The 21,765-nt window shown below is 61.3% G+C and carries 18 protein-coding genes and 4 tRNA genes; 20 read left to right on the top strand and 2 right to left on the bottom strand.

What is annotated here, in order from left to right; genetic code table 11:
- Positions 1 to 27: 27 nt before the first annotated feature.
- Positions 28 to 1,410: a cysteine--tRNA ligase gene (gene cysS, locus BM315_RS00400; RefSeq protein ID WP_090496676.1), complete on the top strand. Its 1,383-nt coding sequence runs from the start codon at positions 28 to 30 to the stop codon at positions 1,408 to 1,410.
- A gap of 69 nt (positions 1,411 to 1,479) precedes the next feature.
- Here cysS and BM315_RS00405 read toward each other — a convergent pair whose 3' ends face one another.
- Both BM315_RS00405 and folD read right to left on the bottom strand, forming a co-directional pair.
- Positions 1,480 to 1,788 carry a hypothetical protein gene (locus tag BM315_RS00405; RefSeq protein ID WP_090496678.1) on the bottom strand — a complete coding sequence of 103 codons (309 nt, stop codon included), beginning with the start codon at positions 1,786 to 1,788 and terminating at the stop codon, positions 1,480 to 1,482.
- A gap of 346 nt (positions 1,789 to 2,134) precedes the next feature.
- Positions 2,135 to 2,989: a bifunctional methylenetetrahydrofolate dehydrogenase/methenyltetrahydrofolate cyclohydrolase FolD gene (folD, locus tag BM315_RS00410; RefSeq protein ID WP_090496680.1), complete on the bottom strand. Its 855-nt coding sequence runs from the start codon at positions 2,987 to 2,989 to the stop codon at positions 2,135 to 2,137.
- Positions 2,990 to 3,259: 270 nt separating this feature from the next.
- Between folD and BM315_RS00415 the strand changes: the two genes are divergently transcribed.
- The 19 genes from BM315_RS00415 to BM315_RS00505 all read left to right on the top strand — a co-directional run bounded on the left by BM315_RS00415 (position 3,260) and on the right by BM315_RS00505 (position 21,743).
- Positions 3,260 to 3,336, top strand: a tRNA-Arg gene (locus BM315_RS00415).
- A 33-nt stretch (positions 3,337 to 3,369) separates the two neighbouring features.
- Positions 3,370 to 3,445: transfer RNA gene (locus BM315_RS00420), tRNA-His, on the top strand.
- Positions 3,446 to 3,500: 55 nt separating this feature from the next.
- Positions 3,501 to 3,585: transfer RNA gene (locus tag BM315_RS00425), tRNA-Leu, on the top strand.
- Between the two features lie 127 nt (positions 3,586 to 3,712).
- Positions 3,713 to 5,023 carry a trigger factor gene (tig, locus tag BM315_RS00430; protein ID WP_090496682.1) on the top strand — a complete coding sequence of 437 codons (1,311 nt, stop codon included), beginning with the start codon at positions 3,713 to 3,715 and terminating at the stop codon, positions 5,021 to 5,023.
- A 92-nt stretch (positions 5,024 to 5,115) separates the two neighbouring features.
- A complete protein-coding gene (gene clpP, locus BM315_RS00435; RefSeq protein ID WP_090496684.1) occupies positions 5,116 to 5,757 on the top strand; it encodes an ATP-dependent Clp endopeptidase proteolytic subunit ClpP in 642 nt (213 codons plus the stop codon).
- 108 nt (positions 5,758 to 5,865) lie between these two features.
- Positions 5,866 to 7,146 carry an ATP-dependent Clp protease ATP-binding subunit ClpX gene (clpX, locus tag BM315_RS00440; RefSeq protein ID WP_090496686.1) on the top strand — a complete coding sequence of 427 codons (1,281 nt, stop codon included), beginning with the start codon at positions 5,866 to 5,868 and terminating at the stop codon, positions 7,144 to 7,146.
- A 152-nt stretch (positions 7,147 to 7,298) separates the two neighbouring features.
- The gene (lon, locus tag BM315_RS00445; RefSeq protein ID WP_090496687.1) at positions 7,299 to 9,695 is read left to right on the top strand and encodes an endopeptidase La; all 2,397 of its coding nucleotides are present in this window, start codon (positions 7,299 to 7,301) and stop codon (positions 9,693 to 9,695) included.
- A gap of 135 nt (positions 9,696 to 9,830) precedes the next feature.
- Positions 9,831 to 10,103, top strand: coding sequence for a nucleoid-associated protein HU-beta (hupB, locus tag BM315_RS00450; RefSeq protein WP_003239952.1), 273 nt, complete (start codon positions 9,831 to 9,833; stop codon positions 10,101 to 10,103).
- A gap of 48 nt (positions 10,104 to 10,151) precedes the next feature.
- Positions 10,152 to 10,228, top strand: a tRNA-Asp gene (locus BM315_RS00455).
- A 97-nt stretch (positions 10,229 to 10,325) separates the two neighbouring features.
- Positions 10,326 to 12,200, top strand: a complete 1,875-nt coding sequence (locus tag BM315_RS00460) for a SurA N-terminal domain-containing protein (protein ID WP_090496689.1) — start codon at positions 10,326 to 10,328, stop codon at positions 12,198 to 12,200.
- 839 nt (positions 12,201 to 13,039) lie between these two features.
- Positions 13,040 to 13,888 (top strand): TauD/TfdA dioxygenase family protein, encoded by an 849-nt coding sequence (locus BM315_RS00465; protein ID WP_090496690.1) that lies wholly within the window; start codon positions 13,040 to 13,042, stop codon positions 13,886 to 13,888.
- Positions 13,889 to 13,935: 47 nt separating this feature from the next.
- Positions 13,936 to 14,994: a beta-keto acid cleavage family enzyme gene (locus BM315_RS00470; protein ID WP_090496692.1), complete on the top strand. Its 1,059-nt coding sequence runs from the start codon at positions 13,936 to 13,938 to the stop codon at positions 14,992 to 14,994.
- Positions 14,995 to 15,264: 270 nt separating this feature from the next.
- The gene (locus tag BM315_RS00475; protein ID WP_090496694.1) at positions 15,265 to 16,245 is read left to right on the top strand and encodes a quinone oxidoreductase family protein; all 981 of its coding nucleotides are present in this window, start codon (positions 15,265 to 15,267) and stop codon (positions 16,243 to 16,245) included.
- Between the two features lie 14 nt (positions 16,246 to 16,259).
- Positions 16,260 to 17,108 (top strand): TauD/TfdA dioxygenase family protein, encoded by an 849-nt coding sequence (locus tag BM315_RS00480; RefSeq protein ID WP_090496696.1) that lies wholly within the window; start codon positions 16,260 to 16,262, stop codon positions 17,106 to 17,108.
- Positions 17,109 to 17,160: 52 nt separating this feature from the next.
- Complete coding sequence (locus BM315_RS00485; protein ID WP_090496698.1) at positions 17,161 to 18,210, top strand: beta-keto acid cleavage family enzyme; 1,050 nt, start codon at positions 17,161 to 17,163, stop codon at positions 18,208 to 18,210.
- Between the two features lie 215 nt (positions 18,211 to 18,425).
- Entirely contained in the window at positions 18,426 to 19,754 is a 1,329-nt protein-coding gene (locus BM315_RS00490) for an MFS transporter (protein ID WP_090496699.1), read from the top strand.
- A complete protein-coding gene (locus BM315_RS00495; protein ID WP_090496701.1) occupies positions 19,751 to 20,413 on the top strand; it encodes a DsbA family oxidoreductase in 663 nt (220 codons plus the stop codon). Before BM315_RS00490 ends, BM315_RS00495 begins: the two co-directional genes overlap by 4 nt.
- Positions 20,410 to 20,736: a Rieske (2Fe-2S) protein gene (locus BM315_RS00500; RefSeq protein ID WP_090496703.1), complete on the top strand. Its 327-nt coding sequence runs from the start codon at positions 20,410 to 20,412 to the stop codon at positions 20,734 to 20,736. Before BM315_RS00495 ends, BM315_RS00500 begins: the two co-directional genes overlap by 4 nt.
- Positions 20,733 to 21,743 carry a YeiH family protein gene (locus BM315_RS00505; RefSeq protein ID WP_090496704.1) on the top strand — a complete coding sequence of 337 codons (1,011 nt, stop codon included), beginning with the start codon at positions 20,733 to 20,735 and terminating at the stop codon, positions 21,741 to 21,743. Before BM315_RS00500 ends, BM315_RS00505 begins: the two co-directional genes overlap by 4 nt.
- Positions 21,744 to 21,765: the final 22 nt, after the last annotated feature.

A 21,765-nucleotide genomic window follows, 5' to 3' on the forward strand; every position in this document is an offset into this window, starting at 1 on the left:
CCGGCCCGTGGTTTCCAAGGAATTCCAATGCTCTCGATCTACAACACGCTGACCAAAAGCAAAGACGTCTTCAAACCGCTGGTGGACAACCAGGTGCGCATGTACGTGTGCGGCATGACGGTTTACGACTTCTGCCATATCGGTCACGCGCGGGTGATGGTGGCGTTCGACGTGGTCAGCCGCTGGCTGCGCCAGCGTGGCTATGAGGTGACCTATGTGCGCAATATCACCGACATCGACGACAAGATAATCAAGCGCGCCAACGACAACGGCGAGCCCTTCGAGGCGTTGGTCGAACGCATGATCGCCGCCATGCACGAGGACGAGGCACGCCTCAATGTCTTGCGTCCGGACCAGGAGCCGCGCGCCACCGGGCATATTGCCGGCATGCACCAGATGATCCAGACTCTGATCGACAAGGGCTTCGCCTACGCGCCGGGCAATGGCGACGTCTATTACCGGGTCGGCAAGTTCGTCGGCTACGGCAAGTTGTCGCGCAAGAAGATCGAAGACCTGAAAATCGGTGCGCGCATCGAAGTCGACGAGGCCAAGCAGGATCCGCTGGATTTCGTCCTGTGGAAGGGCGTCAAGCCTGACGAACCGAGCTGGCCGTCGCCCTGGGGCGCAGGCCGGCCGGGCTGGCACATCGAGTGCTCGGTGATGTCCACCTGCTGCCTGGGCGAAACCTTCGACATCCACGGCGGCGGCCCGGACCTGGTGTTCCCCCACCACGAGAACGAGATCGCGCAGAGCGAGGCAGCCACCGGCAAGCTTTACGCCAACGCCTGGATGCACGCTGGCGCGGTACGGGTGGATGGCGAAAAGATGTCCAAGTCCCTGGGCAACTTCTTCACCATCCGCGAAGTGCTGGAAAAGTATCACCCGGAAGTGGTGCGTTACCTGCTGGTGTCCAGCCACTACCGCAGCCCGATCAACTACTCCGAAGACAGCCTCAAGGAAGCCAAGGGTGCTTTGGAGCGATTTTACAATGCGCTCAAGGGCTTGCCGGATGCCGCGCCGGCCGGCGGCGAAGTCTTCGCCGAGCGTTTCGGTGCGGCCATGGACGACGACTTCAACTCGCCGGAAGCCTGCGCCGTGCTGTTCGAGCTGGCCCGCGAGATCAATCGTCTGCGCGAGAGCGATCTGCAGGCCGCGGCCGGTCTGGCGGCGCGCCTGAAGGAACTGGCCGGGGTGCTCGGCGTGCTGCAACTCGAGCCCGAGGCCTTTCTCCAGGCTGGCGCCGCCGGCAAGGTCGATTCCGCCGAGGTTGAGGCGCTGATCGCCGCGCGCCTGCAGGCCCGAAGCGAGAAGAACTGGGCCGAGTCCGACCGCATCCGCGACCAGCTCGGCGCCATGGGTGTGGTGCTGGAAGACGGCAAGGGTGGTACCACCTGGCGCTTGGCTGAATAGGCGGCGGGTGAATTGAAAAAGGCCGCATTGCGGCCTTTTCCATGTTCAGGATGTGGTAATCGACGGGCCTTACTCAACCCCCGCATACATCTCCATCGTGCCTTGCAGGTATTTCAGGACCGTGTCGAAAGCGTCGTCATTCGAGCGTGCCAGCAGGGTCCTGCTCTGCGGATGCAGCGACTCCGGTACGGCATAGCCCAGGGCGATTTGCGAAAGCACCAGGTCATCGTCGAGCTGGTTGCGCGAAGCGACGCGATGTTGCACCTGGGCAACCTCGGCATCGAACCAGTCGGAGCCGGTATCGGCCTGTACCAGCGGAGTCGAGGCGGCGGCAAGAAGGGCGCCTGCGGCGATGAGAATTCGCATGGAAAATTTCATCATGGCCTCCATTAGGTTGTATGGGCGGCATCGATAAAGCATTGATGACATCATTATAACTATAGGCTGCCGCAGAAGGATCACGAGGACCGCTCGGCGGAGTGGCGCGGCGCTCCGCAGACGCTGCCCGTCTCAGATGCTCGAAGATGTGGTCGGTCGGCCGGGAGTTTTTCCCGCAGGCTCGCAGGCGCGCGGCGATCAGGATTTCGCGCGCGGCAAGCCCGGCCTGAGGTTGCCGCGTTTTTCCTGGCCACGGAATCTCAAATCGCCCGCTGCGGAACCGTATGCGGGGTGGGGTGGCGGGTGGCAGCCTATGAAGGCCGCCACCCAAACCGAGTCGCACGCGTTACTTGTGCAGGTGTTCGGCCGCGTGCAAGGTGTTTTCCAACAGGCAGGCACGGGTCATGGGGCCGACGCCGCCCGGTACCGGGGTGATCCAGCCGGCGCGGGGCAGGGCGGTGTCATACTCCACGTCGCCGATCAGTTTGCCGTCGGCCTGGCGGTTGATGCCGACGTCGATGACGATGGCGCCTGGCTTGACCCACTCGCCCTTGACCAGGCCCGGCTTGCCGGCGGCGACAACCACTATGTCGCCCTGCGCCACATGGTTGGCCAGATCGGTGGTGAAACGATGGGTGATGGTCACGGTGCAGCCGGCCAGCAGCAGTTCCATAGCCATGGGCCGGCCGACGATATTCGACGCGCCTACCACCACGGCATGCAGGCCATACAGATCGACTCCGGTGCTGTGCAGCAGGGTCATGATGCCTTTCGGTGTGCAGGGGCGCAGCAGTGGCATGCGCTGAGCCAGGCGACCGATGTTGTACGGGTGGAAGCCGTCGACATCTTTGTCCGGGCGGATGTGCTCGAGCAACAAGGACGCATCCAGGTTTTCCGGCAGCGGTAGCTGCACCAGGATGCCGTCGATGCTCGGGTCGTCGTTCAGGCGTTCGATCAGCGCCAGAAGCCCATCTTGGCTGGTGCTGGCGGGAAGGTCGTAGGCCTGGGAAACGAAGCCGACTTCTTCGCAGTCCTTGCGCTTATGCGAAACGTAGACCTGAGAGGCAGGATCGCTGCCGACCAGTATCACTGCGAGGCCGGGTGCCCGCAGGCCTTGCTCACGCCTTTCGGCGACACGTTTGGCGATCTGCTGGCGGAGACTGGCGGCGATCGCTTTGCCATCGATCAGTTGTGCGGTCATTGCGCTTGGTTAACCATTGCAAAGGATTGAAAAAGGAGGCGCATTCTCGCATGGCGAACCCCCGGGGCAAAGGCGCGTGCGAGGGTTTTCGCGTAACTCCTTTATATAGCTGAATTTTTTTAGCTTTCCCTGTTGACGTGCTGTCGGCGCCTCTATAACATTCGCCCCGCTTGTCGAGCACAGCCAGTCGCTGGGTAAGACGGCAAACGTAGAGGTTGCGAGACTTCTGCTGAAGCCGAAAGCTTTAAATCTGCGTTTGCAGATGGATAGGCGCCCGTAGCTCAGCTGGATAGAGCATCCGCCTTCTAAGCGGATGGTCGCAGGTTCGAGTCCTGCCGGGCGTGCCATTTGGCAGCTTTGGCGCAAGTAAATGCAATATGGTGGGCGTAGCTCAGTTGGTAGAGCACAGGATTGTGACTCCTGTTGTCGTGGGTTCGATCCCCATCGTCCACCCCATATTTAAAAGGCGCCAGGTCAAAAGCCTGGCGTTTTTGTTTGAAAGCCTTACCACGCGGACGTGGTGGAATTGGTAGACACACTGGATTTAGGTTCCAGCGCCGCAAGGCGTGAGAGTTCGAGTCTCTCCGTCCGCACCATCTTTTAGCTCCCTCCCGTTTGCCGCTAGCATCTAGGGTGACTTCTGCAAATTGACCCTCTAGAATGCATGCCCTTGATTCGGGGCCGGTAAACGGCCGGCCTATGTCTATGCAACGAGGAATACCCATGCAAGTTTCTGTTGAAAGCACTTCTGCTCTTGAGCGTCGCATGACCGTGGGCGTTCCTGTCGAGCGCATCGAGACTGAAGTCAACAAGCGTCTGCAGCAGACTGCCCGCAAGGCTAAAGTTGCTGGCTTCCGTCCTGGCAAGGTGCCGATGAGCGTCATTCGTCAGCGCTACGAAGACGCCGCTCGTCAGGAAGCCCTGGGCGACCTGATTCAGGCTACCTTCTATGAGGCCGTGGTCGAGCAGAAGCTCAATCCGGCGGGTTCTCCGGCCGTCGAGCCGAAAGCCTTCGAGAAGGGCAAGGACCTGGAGTACGTCGCGACCTTCGAAGTCTTCCCGGAGTTCCAGGTGACTGGCCTCGAGACCATTGCCATCGAGCGCCTTCAAGCCGATGTGGCTGATGCCGATCTGGACAATATGCTGGAAATTCTGCGCAAGCAGAACACCCGTTTTGAAGTGGTCGAGCGTGCTGCCGAAAATGGCGACCAGCTGAATATCGATTTCGCTGGCAAGATCGACGGCGAAGCCTTCGCGGGTGGCTCGGCCACCGGCTCTCAGCTGGTGCTGGGCTCCGGCCGCATGATCCCTGGCTTCGAAGATGCCTTGGTCGGTGCCAAGGCCGGTGACGTGCGGGTGATCAAGCCGGTATTCCCGGAGGACTACCAGAACCTGGACTTGGCCGGCAAAACCGCCGAGTTCACGGTTACCGTGAACAGCGTTTCCGCGCCCCAGTTGCCTGAGCTCAATGACGAGTTCTTCGCTCAATTCGGCGTCAAGGAAGGCGGCCTGGAAGGCTTCCGCGCCGAAGTGCGCAAGAATATGGAGCGCGAACTGCGTCAGGCCATCAAGTCCAAGGTGAAAAATCAGGTGATGGACGGCTTGCTGGCTGCCAACCCGATCGAAGTGCCCAAGTCCCTGATCGGCAACGAAGTCAATCGTCTGCGCGTGCAGGCGGTGCAGCAGTTCGGTGGCAACATCAAGCCCGAGCAATTGCCTGCGGAGCTGTTCGAAGAGCAGGCCAAGCGTCGTGTGGTGCTGGGCTTGATCGTTGCAGAAGTGGTCAAGCAGTTCGAGCTCAAGCCTGACGATGCCCGCGTACGCGAAATGATTCAGGAAATGGCCTCGGCTTACCAGGAGCCTGAGCAGGTCGTGGCCTGGTATTACAAAAACGACCAGCAAATGAACGAAGTCCGTTCGGTTGTGCTGGAAGAGCAAGTTGTAGATACTGTTTTGCAGAAGGCTAATGTGACCGACAAATCGGTCTCTTACGAAGAAGCTGTCAAGCCGGTGGAAGCTCCGCAAGCCGCCTGATTTTCTTATCTCGTTCGAGCACACCATAAGCCAGCCACCGTGCTGGCTTATGCGTATTTGATACATGACTGTTTAGGGAGCGAGTGCAAGAAATGTCCCGCAATCCTTTTATGCAACAAATGCCAGACATCCAGGCCGCTGGCGGCTTGGTGCCCATGGTCATCGAACAAACGGCCCGCGGTGAGCGCGCCTATGACATCTACTCGCGCCTGCTCAAGGAGCGCGTGATCTTCCTGATTGGTCCGGTCGAAGACTACATGGCCAATCTGGTAGCCGCGCAACTGTTGTTCCTTGAGGCGGAAAACCCGGACAAGGACATCCATCTGTATATCAACTCGCCGGGTGGTTCGGTGACCGCCGGCATGTCGATCTACGACACCATGCAGTTCATTCGGCCCGATGTGTCGACTATCTGTATCGGTCAGGCGTGCAGCATGGGTGCCCTGTTGCTGACTGCTGGCGCTGCCGGCAAGCGTTTCTGCCTGCCGCATTCGCGGATGATGATCCATCAACCGTTGGGTGGCTTCCAGGGACAGGCCTCGGATATCGAGATCCATGCTCGCGAAATCCTGACCATCCGTGATCGCCTGAACAACGTGCTGGCTGCTCACACTGGCCAGCCGTTGGATGTGATTGCCCGTGATACCGATCGCGATAACTTCATGAGCGGTGATACGGCGGTTGCCTATGGCCTTATCGATAAGGTTCTCGATAAACGCCTGGCTTCCAGCTAATTACGCCGGTCGTGCGCGACCGGCATGCAGTCGGTCGTATTGCGGGCTTGAAAATGCCCGCATTTGCCTCCATCTTGTTTTTCAAGCCTACCGTATTGGATTGATCGAATGACTGACACCCGCAATGGCGAGGACAACGGCAAGCTGCTTTATTGCTCCTTCTGCGGCAAAAGCCAGCATGAAGTGCGCAAATTGATTGCCGGCCCCTCGGTCTTTATCTGCGACGAGTGCGTCGACCTGTGCAATGACATCATCCGCGAGGAGGTGCAGGAAGCCCAGGCCGAAAGCAGCGCGCACAAGCTGCCTGCGCCAAAGGAAATCAGCGCCATCCTCGATCAGTATGTGATTGGTCAGGAGCGAGCCAAGAAGATCCTGGCGGTGGCAGTCTATAACCACTACAAGCGGCTTAATCAGCGCGAAAAGAAGGACGATGTCGAGCTGGGCAAGAGCAATATCTTGCTGATCGGTCCGACCGGTTCGGGTAAAACTCTGCTGGCCGAAACCCTGGCGCGCTTGCTCAATGTTCCCTTCACCATCGCCGACGCCACCACGCTGACCGAAGCCGGCTATGTGGGTGAGGATGTCGAGAACATCATCCAGAAGCTGCTGCAGAAGTGCGATTACGATGTGGAAAAGGCCCAGATGGGCATCGTCTATATCGACGAAATCGACAAGATCTCGCGCAAGTCCGACAACCCGTCGATCACTCGCGATGTGTCGGGTGAGGGTGTCCAGCAGGCCCTGTTGAAGCTGATCGAGGGCACCGTGGCCTCGGTTCCTCCGCAGGGTGGGCGCAAGCATCCGCAGCAGGAGTTCCTGCAGGTCGATACGCGCAATATCCTGTTCATCTGCGGCGGTGCTTTCTCTGGCTTGGAAAAAGTCATCCAGGGCCGCTCGACCAGGGGGGGGATAGGTTTCAATGCCGAGGTTCGCAGCAAGGATCTGGGTAAGAAGATCGGAGAGTCGCTGCGTGCGGTCGAGCCGGACGATCTGGTCAAGTTTGGCTTGATTCCGGAATTCGTTGGTCGTTTGCCGGTTATCGCAACCCTCGACGAGCTGGATGAAGCTGCGCTGATGCAGATTCTGACCGAGCCGAAGAATGCCCTGACCAAGCAATATGCCAAGCTTTTCGAGATGGAAGGTGTCGATCTGGAGTTCCGCTCTGACGCATTGCTATCCGTGGCGCGCAAGGCTTTGGAGCGTAAGACCGGTGCGCGTGGTTTGCGCTCGATCCTCGAGGGTATTTTGCTCGATACCATGTACGAGATTCCCTCGCAGTCGGAGGTCAGCAAGGTGGTTATCGATGAGAGCGTCGTCGATGGCACATCCAAGCCCCTGTTGATATACGAAAACAACGAGCCTGCTGCCAAAGCGGCGCCTGACGCTTGAGTCCGTCCGTAGCATGTTGAAAGCAAGGGGCCTGCGGGCCCCTTTGCTTTTGCAGTCGAAACGCTTGTTTTTTGCTGGGGCTACCCCCATCTTAGGGTGAAGGCTTATCCCATCTATCTAAGGCCTGACAGGCCGCTGTAGAGCCAGAAATCATGAAGACAACCATCGAATTGCCTCTCCTTCCGCTACGCGATGTCGTGGTCTATCCGCACATGGTCATCCCGCTGTTCGTCGGGCGCGAGAAATCCATCGAGGCCCTGGAGGCAGCGATGACAGGCGAAAAGCAGATTCTGCTCATCGCCCAGAAAAACCCTGCAGATGATGACCCTGGCGAAGATGGGCTCTACCGGGTTGGCACCGTTGCGACTGTCTTGCAATTATTGAAGCTGCCCGATGGCACGGTCAAAGTGCTGGTCGAGGGCGAGCAGCGCGGAGCAGTCGAACGGTTTATCGAGGTGGATGGCCACTGCCGTGCCGAAGTGCGGTTGATCGACGAGGTCGATGCGCCGGGGCGCGAGTCCGAGGTGTTTGTCCGCAGCCTGCTCAGCCAGTTCGAGCAGTACGTGCAACTGGGGAAAAAGGTTCCGCCGGAGGTGCTGTCTTCGCTCAACGGTATCGATGAACCGAGTCGTCTGGTCGATACCATGGCCGCGCATATGGCGCTGAAGATCGAGCAGAAGCAGGAGATTCTCGAAATCACCGAGTTGTCGGCGCGGGTCGAGCATGTGCTCGCCCTGCTGGATGCCGAGATCGATTTGTTGCAGGTCGAGAAACGCATCCGTGGCCGGGTCAAGAAGCAGATGGAGCGCAGTCAGCGCGAGTACTACCTGAATGAGCAGATGAAGGCCATTCAGAAAGAGCTCGGCGACAGCGAGGAAGGTCACAATGAACTCGATGACCTGAAGAAACGCATCGACAAAGGCGGATTGAGCAAAGAGGCCTACGACAAGGCTCACACTGAGCTGAACAAGCTCAAGCAAATGTCGCCGATGTCAGCGGAAGCCACAGTGGTGCGATCCTATATCGACTGGCTGGTGAATGTGCCTTGGACTGCCCGGAGCAAGGTGCGCCTGGATTTGGCGCGCGCCGAGGCGATCCTGGATGCCGATCACTACGGGCTCGATGAGGTCAAGGAGCGGATTCTTGAGTACCTCGCCGTGCAGAAGCGGGTGAAGAAGATCAAGGGCCCGGTACTCTGCCTGGTCGGGCCGCCAGGTGTGGGCAAGACTTCGCTGGCGGAGTCCATCGCGCACGCCACCAACCGCAAGTTCGTGCGCATGGCGCTGGGCGGTGTGCGTGACGAGGCCGAGATCCGTGGCCACCGGCGCACCTACATCGGCTCGATGCCGGGCCGTCTGATCCAGAAGATGACCAAGGTAGGCGTGCGTAACCCGCTGTTCCTGCTCGATGAAATCGACAAGATGGGCCAGGATATGCGCGGCGATCCGGCTTCCGCGCTGCTCGAGGTGCTCGATCCGGAGCAGAACCATAATTTCAATGATCACTACCTGGAGGTCGATTACGACCTCTCCGATGTGATGTTCCTCTGTACCGCCAACTCCATGAATATTCCGGCAGCTTTGCTCGATCGCATGGAGGTGATCCGCCTTCCCGGTTATACGGAAGACGAAAAGATCAACATTGCCATCAAGTACCTGGCGCCCAAGCAGATCCAGGCCAATGGCCTGAAAAAGGGTGAGCTCACGTTCGAGCGCGAAGCCATTCGCGACACCATTCGCTACTACACTCGAGAAGCGGGTGTGCGCAGTCTTGAGCGGCAGATTGCCAAGGTCTGCCGCAAGGCGGTGAAAGAGCACAGCCTTGAAAAGCGCTTTGAGGTGCTGGTGACAGCGGACTCGCTGGAGCATTTCCTCGGTGTGCACAAGCATCGTTACGGCTTGGCGGAACAGCAAGACCAGATCGGTCAGGTGACCGGGCTTGCCTGGACTCAGGTGGGGGGCGAGTTGCTGACCATCGAGGCCGCAGTGGTGCCAGGCAAGGGGCAACTGATCAAGACCGGTTCGCTGGGCGATGTGATGCTGGAGTCCATTACGGCAGCGCAGACCGTCGTGCGCAGCCGAGCGAAGAGCCTGGGAGTGCCTCTTGATTTCTACGAGAAGCGCGATATTCATATCCATATGCCAGAGGGTGCAACCCCGAAAGATGGCCCTAGCGCGGGTGTAGGGATGTGCACGGCGTTGGTCTCGGCCCTGACCCAGATTCCGGTTCGCGCAGACGTGGCCATGACCGGCGAAATCACTCTGCGTGGCCAGGTACTGGCCATCGGTGGCCTGAAAGAAAAGCTACTGGCTGCGCATCGGGGTGGAATCAAGACCGTGATCATTCCGGAAGAGAATGTGCGCGATTTGAAAGAGATACCGGAGAACATTAAGCAGGACTTGCAGATTAAACCGGTTAAATGGATTGACGAGGTCCTGCAAATTGCGCTGCAATACGCGCCGGAGCCCTTGCCTGATGCGGCTCCGGAGCTGGTTGCAAAGGATGACACGCGCGAGACTGATTCCAAGGAGCGAATTAGCACGCATTAGCAGGGGGGCTTCCTTGACACAATTTTAGAGCCCTTGTTATAAAGCGGCTCTTATTGTGCGGAAGACTTTTCAGCACTCGTTTTGCTTACACTAAAAATCAAGAAACAAACTCAACAGAAATTAAGGGGACTTAGAGTGAACAAGTCGGAACTGATCGATGCCATCGCTGCATCTGCTGATATCCCGAAAGCTGTTGCTGGCCGCGCGCTGGATGCAGTGATTGAATCCGTCACTGGCGCTTTGAAAGCTGGTGACTCCGTTGTACTGGTTGGTTTCGGTACCTTTGCTGTCAAGGAGCGCGCTGCGCGCACCGGCCGTAATCCGCAAACTGGCAAGCCGATCAGCATTGCTGCTGCCAAGATTCCAGGTTTCAAAGCCGGCAAGGCACTGAAAGACGCCGTCAACTAAGCGTCTTCAGGCGTTGTCCTAGGTCAGTCTAACCCCTGATCTGGCAGCGGAGCGGTAGTTCAGTCGGTTAGAATACCGGCCTGTCACGCCGGGGGTCGCGGGTTCGAGTCCCGTCCGCTCCGCCAGTTACGAGAAGGCGCATCCTCGGATGCGCCTTTCTTCTATCCGGATTTTACCCACACTGCACGGCTGCTTTTTTTGTACAGTCGTTCTGGGGGAAGCATGCTGCAGAATATCAGGGACAATTCACAGGGTTGGATTGCCAAAACCATCATCGGTCTCATCGTGGTGCTGCTCGCGCTGACCGGTGTCGAAGCCGTTTTCACCGGCACCAGCAACAGTCAGAACGCGGCTGAAGTCAACGGCGAGAAGGTCACACTCAACGCACTCAGCCAAGCCGTCGAGATGCAACGGCGTCAGTTGTTGCAACAGCTCGGGCGTGATTTTGATGCTTCCTTGCTGGACGAGAAATTGCTGCGCGAGGCTGCACTGAAGGGTCTGATCGAGCGCACTTTGTTGCTGCAGGTCGCAGCCGATGCCAAGTTTGGCTTTTCCCCGCAGGCACTCGATCAGCTGATTCTGCAAACGCCCGAATTTCTGGTGGATGGTCAGTTTGATGCCGATCGGTTCGATCAGGTCATCCGCCAGCTTGGTTACACGCGCATGCAGTTCCGCCAGATGCTCGAGCAAGAAATGCTGATCGGGCAGTTGCGCGCCGGCATCTCCGGCAGCGCCTTCGTTACCGATGCGCAGGTAATGGCGTTCGCGCGGTTGGAAAAGCAAACCCGTGACTTCGCGACCCTGACCCTGAAGGCCGATAGCAGCGCGGTTCAACTCAGTGATGACGACATCAAGGCCTACTATGATGCGCAGGCCAGTCAGTTCATGAGTCCTGAGCAGGTCGTGCTGGAATATGTCGAACTGAACAAGGATGCCTTCTTCGATCAGGTCGAAGTCAGCGATGAAGATCTGCAGAGCGCTTACGAAAACGAAATCGCCAACCTGGCCGAGCAGCGTCAGGCCGCGCATATCCTGGTCGAGGTAAGCGACGCGCTCGACGACAAGCAGGCCAAGGCCAAGATTGAGGAAGCGCAGAAGCGCCTGCAGCAAGGCGAAGACTTTGCCGTGCTGGCCAAGGAGTTTTCCGACGATCCGGGTTCCGCTGTCAATGGGGGCGACCTCGGTTACGCCGGTCCGGGTGTCTACGATCCGGCCTTTGAAGAGGCGCTGTATGCCTTGAGCGAAGGTCAGGTATCGGCGCCGGTACGCAGTGAGTTCGGTTGGCACCTGATCAAACTGTTGGCTGTTCAGGCGCCTGAGGTGCCAAGTTTTGCCAGCCTGCAGGAAAAACTGGTGCGTGATTTGAAGGCGCGCCAGTTGGAGCGGCGGTTCGTCGAAGCCAGCAAGCAGCTTGAGGATGCCGCGTTCGAAGCGTCGGATTTGGCTCAGCCTGCCCAGGAACTGGGGCTGGATATCAAAACCAGCGAAGCCTTCGGCCGTGAAGGTGGCGAGGGGCTGGCCGCTAACCGTCAGGTGGTTCAGGCTGCATTCAGTGCCGAGGTGCTGGAGGACGGCAGTAACAGCAGCGCCATCGAACTCGATCCGAATACCGTTGTGGTGTTGCGCGTCAAGGAGCACAAGAAGCCCGAACAACTGGCTCTCGAACAGGTTGCAGAGAGTATTCGTGAACAGTTGACCAGGGTTCGTGCCAGTGAGGCTGCCAAGGCTGAGGGTGAGGCGCTTCTGGCAGCTTTGAAGGAAGGCAAGACGCCGGTTGAGCAGGCTGAGTCGGGACAAGCCTGGGAGGTGGTTGAGGCGGCCACGCGCAGTCAGGAGGGGATTGATCCCATCGTACTGCAGGCGCTGTTCCGGTTGCCCAAGCCGAACGCCGCTGGTCAGTCGACCTTTACCGGAGTCACGCTGGAAAATGGTGATTTCGTGGTGGTGCGCTTGAATGGCGTGAGCGAGCCAGAGATGCCATTGGCGGCTGAAGAAAAGGCCATGTATAGCCGTTTCCTTGCCTCACGCAGTGGACAGCAGGACTTCGTGGCATTCCGCAAGCAATTGGAAGCTAAGGCGGATATCGAACGTTTCTGATGGCTGTCGAGTAGCGAAAAGCCGAACGTTATTGACTTAAGGATTGTTGATTAATCCTTGATCAGTGAAGAATCCGGAACCTTCATCAGGTTCCGGATTTTTTTTTGTGCACCCGGCAGGGCGCAATCTTGCGGGTGAAAGCCCGCAGCTGACCACAGCGAACGAAGTGAAGCGCAACTGCACCAAGGCCGGTTGCGTGTGGCGAGGCGCGTGGCGCGAAGCCGTACGAGAGCCGTTCAGGACGAGCCGCCGCTAGATGAAGGGGCGGATCGGTTTTCTGCTATCGAGCAGAGCCCACGCGGCCTCGGTCCCGATGCTCGGATCACGACCCGCTCGACAGCGCCCTTGCCAGGGGTTGAGAGCTTGTCATTGTTCCGCAGTGCCCTGGATCGCCCGACCCGGCCAGAAGCACGGATGGAAGCACATACAGCGACTCCCATCGTCAACCCGACAACGCCCATCGCAGTTCTGGCTGCTCCGAGGCCGGCTTGCGCAGCGGCAAGGCTCGCATTCGAGAGCGGCACAGTACTCTTGTCGCTAACCAATTGGTCTCCGACTTCATGCTCGGCATCGAAGAAGGATCGGCCGTCATGGCAAGGGCTACTGAAGCTGTTGTCCCAGTCCTGCGCGGAAAAAACTGACCTGGGTCAATGAGTGGTGCAATCCCCCGGAAAATGCGGGGTGCCTGTCATGAAATGAGAAAACGCTGTCGCCGAATGAAAGGTCGGCGCGGCCCCTCGCTCCTAAATTCCTCCTCACGGCCTGCCACGCGGAATCCGCTCCGTCCTGCTGCCGCATTACTCCGTTCGACGACCTACGTACCCCCTGAGGATAACAAGATGCGCGTAGAACCACTCTCCTGCAGTATTGGCGCCGAGCTGGTCGGCGTGAACCTGGCCGATGCCGTCCGCGACGACAGTCTGTTCAACGAGATCAAGGGCCTGCTGCTGCAGCACAAGGTACTGTTCCTGCGTGACCAGGATATCTCGCGCCCGGATCACGTGGCCTTCGCCCGTCGTTTTGGCCAGCTGGAAGACCACCCGATGGCGCCGAGCCATCCGGAGGCGCCGGGCCTGGTACAGATATACAAGCGTCCCGACCAGCCGATCGACCGCTACGAGAATGCCTGGCATGCCGACGGTACCTGGCGCCCGACCCCGGCCATGGGCTGCGTGTTGCGCTGCGTGGAGTGCCCAACCGTGGGCGGCGACACCATGTGGGCCAACATGGTGCTGGCCTACGAGCGCCTGCCGCAGGCGATCAAGCAGCAGATCGAGGACCTGCGCGCCAACCACAGCTTCGAGTCGTCCTTCGCCGCCGCCATGCCGATCGACAAGCGCCTGGCGATGAAGGCCGAGTACCCGGACTCCGAGCACCCGGTGGTGCGCACCCATCCGGAAACCGGCGAGAAGGTCCTGTTCGTCAACGCCTTCACCACCCACTTCACCAACTACCACACCAAGGATCGCGTGCGCTTCGGCCAGGACGCCAACCCCGGCGCCGCCGACCTGCTGCGCTATCTGGTGAGCCAGGCATTCATCCCCGAGTACCAGGTGCGCTGGCGCTGGCAGCCCAACAGCATCGCCATCTGGGACAACCGCAGCACCCAGCACTACGCGGTCATGGATTACCCGGCCTGCCATCGCAAGATGGAGCGCGCCGCGATCATCGGCGACAAGCCGTTCTGACTCCTGTCGAGCACAACCACCACCCATTTTATTTAGAGGAAAGTGCCATGAACTTCATCGATGGTTCGCTGTTTGTCGAAAACATGCAGAAACTGGTCATCACCGCCGCACCCTATGGTCCGGAATGGCAGCCGTCCGACTTCCCCGAGGACATCCCGGTCTCCCTGGATGCGCAGATCCAGAAGGCCGTCGACTGCTACAACGCCGGCGCCAGCGTGCTCCACGTGCATGGCCGCGAAGCCGACGGCAAGGGCTCCAAGCGCCTGTCCTTCACCAACCAGCTGGTGGCCGGCATCCGCGAGGCCTGCCCGGAGATGATCCTGCAGATCGGCGGTTCCATCTCCTTCGCCCCGGAAAGCGAAGGCGAAACAGCCAAGTGGCTGAGCGACGACACCCGTCACATGCTGGCCGAGATCGAGCCGACCCCGGACCAGGTGACCATTGCCATCAACACCAACCAGATGAACGTGGTCGAGCAGATGTGCGCCGCCGACGTCCGCGGCACCTCGCTGGACGTGGGCACCGCCGGCTACGAGGCCTACCGCGAGATGACCATCCCGGCCGGCCCGGCCTGGGTCGAGGAGCACATCAAGCGCCTGAGCGACAAGCGGATCCAGACCCACTTCCAGCTGGCCAACATCGCCCAGTTGGAGACGGTCGAGCGCATGATGCGCCGCGGCGTGTGCAACGTGCCGCTGATCCTCACCTGGGTAGCCATCGGCGGCGGCTTCGAGGCGCCGAACCTCTACAACCTGGCCAACTTCGTGCGCGCCTGCCCGGATGGCTCGGTGCTGACCCTGGAAACCTCCATGCTCAACACCCTGCCGCTGAACATGATGGCCATGGCCCTGGGCCTGCACGTGCGTTGCGGCATCGAGGACAACCTCTGGACCCAGGACCGTTCGCGCAAGATGTCCACCGTCGAACAGATCGAGCAGCTGGTACGCATTTCCCGCGAGTTCGGCCGCGACATCGCCAACGGCCAGGAAGCCCGCGAGATCTACAAGATCGGCACCTTCTACAAGGACGCCGACGAGACTCTGGCCAAGAACGGCTTCGCGCCCAACCGCAAGCCGGGCCAGAAGGGCTTCCTGCTGCACGGCTGATGCCTGGCGGGCGCCTCGCTTGCAGCTTGCAGGCAGAGGGGGCCGCTGGCGCTGTCATGCGCTGTACGCCGCCGCGCGCGGCCGGTTCTGTGGGTGATCCACGGGATCGGCCGCGGCGGCGGCTTTTTGCTTGGCCGGCGCAGCAGGTCGGTGTCATGAAATGAAAAGTCGCTGTCGTTTGATGAGAAGCGTCGGCTCAGCCGGCAGCCTAGAGTTCAATCAACGCAAATCGATGCAATTCGCCCAGATCGCAGATTGGAGAAAAGAAACATGGCCAAAGCCGTACGCTTCTATGAAACCGGTGGTCCCGAGGTTCTTCGCTACGAAGACGTCGAGGTCGGCGAACCCGGCCCGGGCGAGGTTCGGCTGCGTCATGTCGCCGTCGGCCTGAACTACGCCGACACCTATTTCCGCAACGGCACCTACCCGATTCCGTTGCCCAATGGCATGGGCGTGGAAGCCTCCGGCGTGGTCCAGGCGGTGGGCGAGGGCGTGACCAACGTGGCGGTCGGCGACCGCGTCACCTACACCGGCTTTCTCAATACCCTCGGCGCCTACAGCACCGAACGCCTGATCCCGGCCGCGCCGCTGATCAAGCTGCCGGAGACCATCGCCTTCGAGACCGCCGCGGCCATGACCATGCGCGGCCTGACCTCGTCCTACCTGATGCGCCGCATCTATGACTTCAAGCCAGGCGACAGCATCCTCCTGCACGCCGCCGCCGGTGGCGTCGGCCTGATCGTCTCGCAGTGGGCCAAGCTGCTCGGCCTGACCGTGATCGGCACCGTGTCCAGCGACGCCAAGGCCGAAGTGGCCCGCGCCCACGGCTGCGACCACACGATCAACTACAGTCACGAAGACGTCGCCAAGCGCGTGCGTGAGCTGACCGATGGCGTCGGCGTCAACGTGGTGTTCGACAGCGTCGGCAAGAACACCTTCATGGGCTCGCTCGATTCGCTCAAGCGCCGCGGCCTGCTGGTCTGCGTCGGCACCGCCTCCGGCCCGATCGAAGGCTTCAACCCGCAGCTGCTGGCCATGAAGGGCTCGCTGTACATGACCCGTCCGGCCCTGGCCGACTACATCGCCGACCCGGCGGAGAAGGCCGCCCTGGCCGGCGAGCTGTTCGACCACGTCGGCAGCGGCCGGATCAAGATCGAGATCAACCAGCACTACGCCCTGCAGGACGCCGTGCAGGCCCACCGCGATCTGGAAGCGCGCAAGACCACCGGCTCGTCGATCTTCGTCATCTGAGAAGGGCTATCGCCATGCAAGTCGAACAACTGACCTACAACATTGGCGCCGAGCTGATCGGCGTCAACCTCGCCGACGCCATCCATGATGACGGCCTGTTCGCGGCGATCCGCGGCCAGCTGCTTCAGCACCGCGTGCTGTTCCTGCGTGACCAGGACTTCAGCCGCGCCGAGCATGTGGCCTTCGCCCGCCGCTTCGGCGAGCTGGAGGACCATCCGGTGGCCGGCAGCGATCCGGAAAATCCGGGTCTGGTGCAGATCTACAAGCGCCCGGACCAGCCGATGGATCGCTACGAGAACGCCTGGCACACCGACGCCACCTGGCGCGAGGCGCCGCCGCTGGGCTGCGTGCTGCGCTGCATCGAGTGCCCGCCGGTGGGCGGCGACACCATGTGGGCGAACATGGTGGTGGCCTACGAGCGCCTGCCCGACGACGTCAAGGCGAAGATCGTCGACCTGCGCGCTCGCCACAGCATCGAGGCCAGCTTCGGTGCGGCCATGCCGATCGAAAAGCGCCTGGCGCTCAAGGCGCAGTTTCCGGACGCCGAGCACCCGGTGGTGCGCACCCACCCGGAAACCGGCGAGAAGGTACTGTTCGTCAATGCCTTCACCACCCATATCAGCAACTACCACACCCCGCAGCGGGTGCGCTTCGGCCAGGACGCCAACCCCGGTGCCGCCGACCTGCTGCGCTACCTGATCAGTCAGGCGTACATCCCCGAGTACCAGGTGCGCTGGCGCTGGCAGCCCAACAGCGTGGCGATCTGGGACAACCGCAGCACTCAGCACTACGCCGTCATGGATTACCCGCCTTGCCATCGCAAGATGGAACGTGCCGGGATCATCGGCGACAAGACCTACTGAGTCGGAACGCTCAAGTGGCACCACTCACTTTCAATTGTTTGAGGCAACAGAAATGAACTTCCTTGACGGTTCTCTCTTCCCTGAAAACCAGGACAAGCTCGTCATCACCGCTGCGCCCTATGGCCCGGAATGGTTCCCCTCCGACTATCCGGAAGACATTCCGGTGACCATGGAAGAACAGATCCAGAAGGCCGTTGATTGCTACGAAGCCGGCGCCTCTGTATTGCACCTGCACGTGCGTGAACTGGACGGCAAGGGCTCCAAGCGCCTGTCCAAGTTCAACGAACTGATTGCCGGTGTGCGCAAGGCCGTACCGGACATGGTCATCCAGGTCGGCGGCTCTATCTCCTTCGCCCCCCCGGAAGACGGCGCGGCCGCCAAGTGGCTGCATGACGACACCCGTCACATGCTCGCCGAACTCGATCCCAAGCCCGACCAGGTCACGGTGACGGTCAACACCACGCAGATGAACGTCATCGAGCAGATGGATGCGCGCGACTACGCCGGCACCTCCATGGGTGGCGATACCTACGAGGCCTACCGCGAGATGATCGTGCCCTCCGGCCCGAGCTTCATCGAGGAGCATGTGCGCCGCCTGAGTGCCGCCGGCATCCAGAGCGCCTTCCAGTTCTACAACATCAACAGCTACGAGTCGGTGGAGCGCCTGATCCGGCGCGGCGTCTACAAGGGGCCGCTGGTGTGCAACTGGGTGGCGATTGGCGGTGGCATGGACCAGCCGCATATCTACAGCATGGCCAACTTCCTGCGCGCCATCCCCGACGGCACCATGCTGACCGTGGAAAGCACCATGCTCAATACCCTGCCGATCAACCTGATGGGCATGGCGATGGGCCTGCATGTGCGCTGCGGTATCGAGGACAACCTCTGGACCCAGGACCGTTCGCGCAAGATGACCTCCGTCGAGCAGATTGAACAGTTGGTACGCCTCGCCAAAGAAATCGGCCGTCCTGTTGCCAACGGCAAGGAAGCCCGCGAGATCCTCAAGATCGGCGTTTTCTACAACACGGTCGAAGAAACCCTGGCCGCCAACGGCTTCGCCCCGAACCCGAAGGGTGGTCAGCAGGGTTTCTTGCGTAAGTGATTCACCCGCAGTTGCAGGGTGCCGTTCAAGCTGACGGCATTGCCCTGTCCCGCCGCCGGCGGGGCAGGGCAGCCCAGCCGAGTCGTTTGCGAAAAAGCTTCAGCCTGCAGGCCGGGACTTAGAGCGTCAGAGCGGTCTCTACAAGTGAGGCTGCTGAAGCTTTTTCACAAGCGGACTCACAACAAGAACAATCGGCAGTAGCACCAGGAGGCAGCATGGCCGCACACCACATCAGCAACGACGGTGAAGACACCTCGATCGGTATTCCGCGCACCTATGCCTGGATCGTCTTCGCCCTGACCTTCGGTCTGCTGATTTCCGACTACATGTCGCGCCAGGTACTCAATGCGGTGTTCCCGCTGCTCAAGGGCGAGTGGGCGCTGAGCGACAGCCAGCTGGGTCTGCTCAGCGGCATAGTCGCGTTGATGGTCGGCCTGCTGACCTTCCCGCTGTCGCTGCTGGCCGACCGCTTCGGCCGGATCAAGAGCCTGACCATCATGGCCGTGCTCTGGAGCCTGGCGACCATGGGTTGTGCGCTGGCCGAGAACTATCAGCAGATGTTCGTCGCGCGCTTCCTGGTCGGGGTCGGCGAGGCCGCCTATGGCAGCGTCGGCATCGCCGTGGTGGTGGCGGTGTTCCCGCGCGAGATGCGCGCCACCCTGTCCGGTGCCTTCATCTCCGGCGGCATGTTCGGTTCGGTGCTGGGCATGGCCGCCGGCGGCGTGCTGGCCGAGCACCTGGGCTGGCGCTGGGCGTTCGCCGGCATGGCCATCTTCGGCCTGGTGCTGGCGACGCTTTATCCGATCATCGTCAAGCAATCGCGTATCGCTCCGCAGCGCGCGACGACAGCCGCGAGCAAGGCCGCCGTGGCGCTGACCCGGCCACTGCGCACCCTGTACTCCAGCCGCTCGGTGATCAGCGCCTATGTCGGCAGCGGCCTGCAGCTGTTCGTCGGCGGCACCGTGATCGTGTGGATGCCCAGCTACCTCAACCGCTATTACGAGATGGGCACCGACAAGGCCGGCGCGGTGGCGGCGATCATCGTGCTGTGCAGCGGCGCCGGGATGATCCTCTGCGGCATGCTCAGCGACCGCATGTGCCGCAACCGTCCGGATCGCAAGATCAGCCTGGCCATCGCCTTCTGCCTGGGTAGCTGCCTGTTGCTGTCGCTGGCCTTCGCCCTGCCGGTGGGCATGCCCCAACTGGTGCTGATCTGCCTGGGCATGCTGATCGCCGCCGGCACCTCGGGACCGGCCGGGGCCATGGTCGCCAATCTCACCCACTACAGCGTGCACGGCACCGCCTTCGCCACCCTGACCCTGGCCAACAACCTGCTGGGCCTGGCGCCGGGGCCGTTCATCACTGGCAAGGTGTCCGACATCATCGGCCTGGACAACGCCTTCCAGTTGGTGCCGCTGATCAGCATCGCCGCCGCCGCGGTGTTCTTCTTCGCCAAGCGCCACTACCACAACGACATGGCCCGCCTGAACGACGCGGGCGTCGAGGAAAAGGCCATCGAGGCTGCCGCGGAGGCCCAGGCATGAACCCTGTATTGCGCATCGATGTGTTCTTCGACTTCATCTGCCCCTGGTGCCTGATCGGCAAGCGCCAGCTGGAGCGCGCGCTGGTTCAGCTGCGCGCCAGCCGGGCGGAGGTCAAGGTCGAGCTGGTCTGGCATGGTGTACAGTTGCTGCCCGACATGCCGGTGCAGGGCGAGCCCTTCGCCGAGTTCTATCGTCAGCGTCTGGGCAGCACCGAGGCCGTACGCCTGCGCCAGGCCCAGGTGCAACAGGCCGCCGCCGCAGCCGGGGTGGAAATCGACCTGACCCGTATCGCGCGCATGCCCAATACTGCCGATGCCCATCGCCTGTTGGCCTGCGCCGCCGGCCTGGGCAGTGCGGCGCAGCGGGAAGCCCTGCTCGAGCGCCTGTTCGCCGCCTACTTCCACAATGGCGAGGATCTTGGCGATACCGCCAGCCTGCTGGCCATCGCCGAAGCCTGTGGCTTTGAACCCGCGCAACTGGCCCCCAGCCTGCGCGGCGATGGCAGCCCCTTTGTCGGCGAAGCTGCTGGCATGGCCGGCAACGGCGTGCCTTATTTCGTCTTCGATCGGCGCCTGGCAGTCTCCGGCGCGCAGCCGGCCGAAGTGCTGCTCGGCGCCATGACCGAGGCCCTTGCCCATGCCGCGAGGCAGCCGGCATGAGCGTACGGCTGCAGGTGCCCGTCGACCAAGTTCCGGCCCCCGGCGGTCGCGCGCTGCTGGAGCAGGCGGGCAAGAGCCTGGCGCTGTTCAATGTCGCCGGCCAGTTTTACGCCATCGACGACAATTGTCCGCACCAGGGCTCGTCGCTGTGTGGCGGCAAACTCGAAGGCAAGGTGATCCAGTGCTGCGCCCACGGCCTGCGCTTCGATCTGGCCAGCGGCTACCTGCTCAACTCGACCGCACTCAAGGTCGCCAACTACCCGATAGCGGTAGAGGGCGACCAGGTATTCATTGTCATCGTCCCCGAGGAGTCCGCGCCATGAGCGCCATCGCTCTCGTCAGCATTCAAGACCGTGTGCGCGAACTGGCGCCGGGCTTCGTCGTCAGCCTGATCGTCGCGGCAGCGGCGACCTTCCTCTCCGAGCACTACGGTGCGCCGGTGATGCTGTTTGCCCTGTTGCTCGGTATGGCGTTGAACTTCCTCTCCGCCGACGGCAAGTGCAAGGCCGGCATCGAGTTCACCGCGCGCAGCGTGCTGCGCATTGGCGTGGCCCTGCTGGGCATGCGTATCACCCTGGAGCAGATCGCCGGCCTCGGCTGGAAGCCGGTGGCGCTGGTGGTGACCCTGGTGGTGGTGACTATCCTGGTCTCGGTAGTGGCGGCCAAGGCCCTGGGTTTCCAGCGCCTGTTCGGCATGCTCACCGGCGGCGCCACCGCCATCTGCGGCGCCTCGGCGGCCCTGGCGCTGGCCGCTGCACTGCCCAACCATCCGCAGAAGGAACGCGCCACCCTGTTCACTGTGATCGGCGTCTCGGCACTGTCGACCCTGGCGATGATCCTCTACCCGATGATCGCCAACTGGGCGGGCCTGTCGCCGCAGGAGGCCGGGGTGTTCCTCGGCGCCACCATCCACGACGTCGCCCAGGTGGTCGGCGCCGGTTACAGCATGTCGCCGGAGACCGGCGACACCGCCACCGTGGTCAAGCTGATGCGGGTGGCCATGCTGGTGCCGGTGATCGTCGTCGCCGCCATGATCACCCGCATGCAGGGCGCCGACCCCACCGGCAAGCGCCCGCCGCTGCTGCCGTGGTTCGCCGTCGGCTTCATCATCCTGGCCTGCGTCAATAGCACCGGCTGGGTGCCGAGCCTGGTGCAGGGCGGGGTCAACGAGCTGTCGCGCTGGTGCCTGGTGGTGTCGATCAGTGCCTTGGGCATGAAGACCCAGCTCAAGGAATTGGCCTCGGTCGGCATCAAGCCGATCCTGCTGATGATCGGCGAGACGGTCTTCCTGGTCGCCCTGGTTTTGCTCCTTCTGCATTGGGCCTGGTGATGATCCGAGTCTCACGCTTTCC

It is taken from the genome of Pseudomonas borbori (genome assembly GCF_900115555.1).
Lineage (GTDB): Bacteria > Pseudomonadota > Gammaproteobacteria > Pseudomonadales > Pseudomonadaceae > Aquipseudomonas > Aquipseudomonas borbori.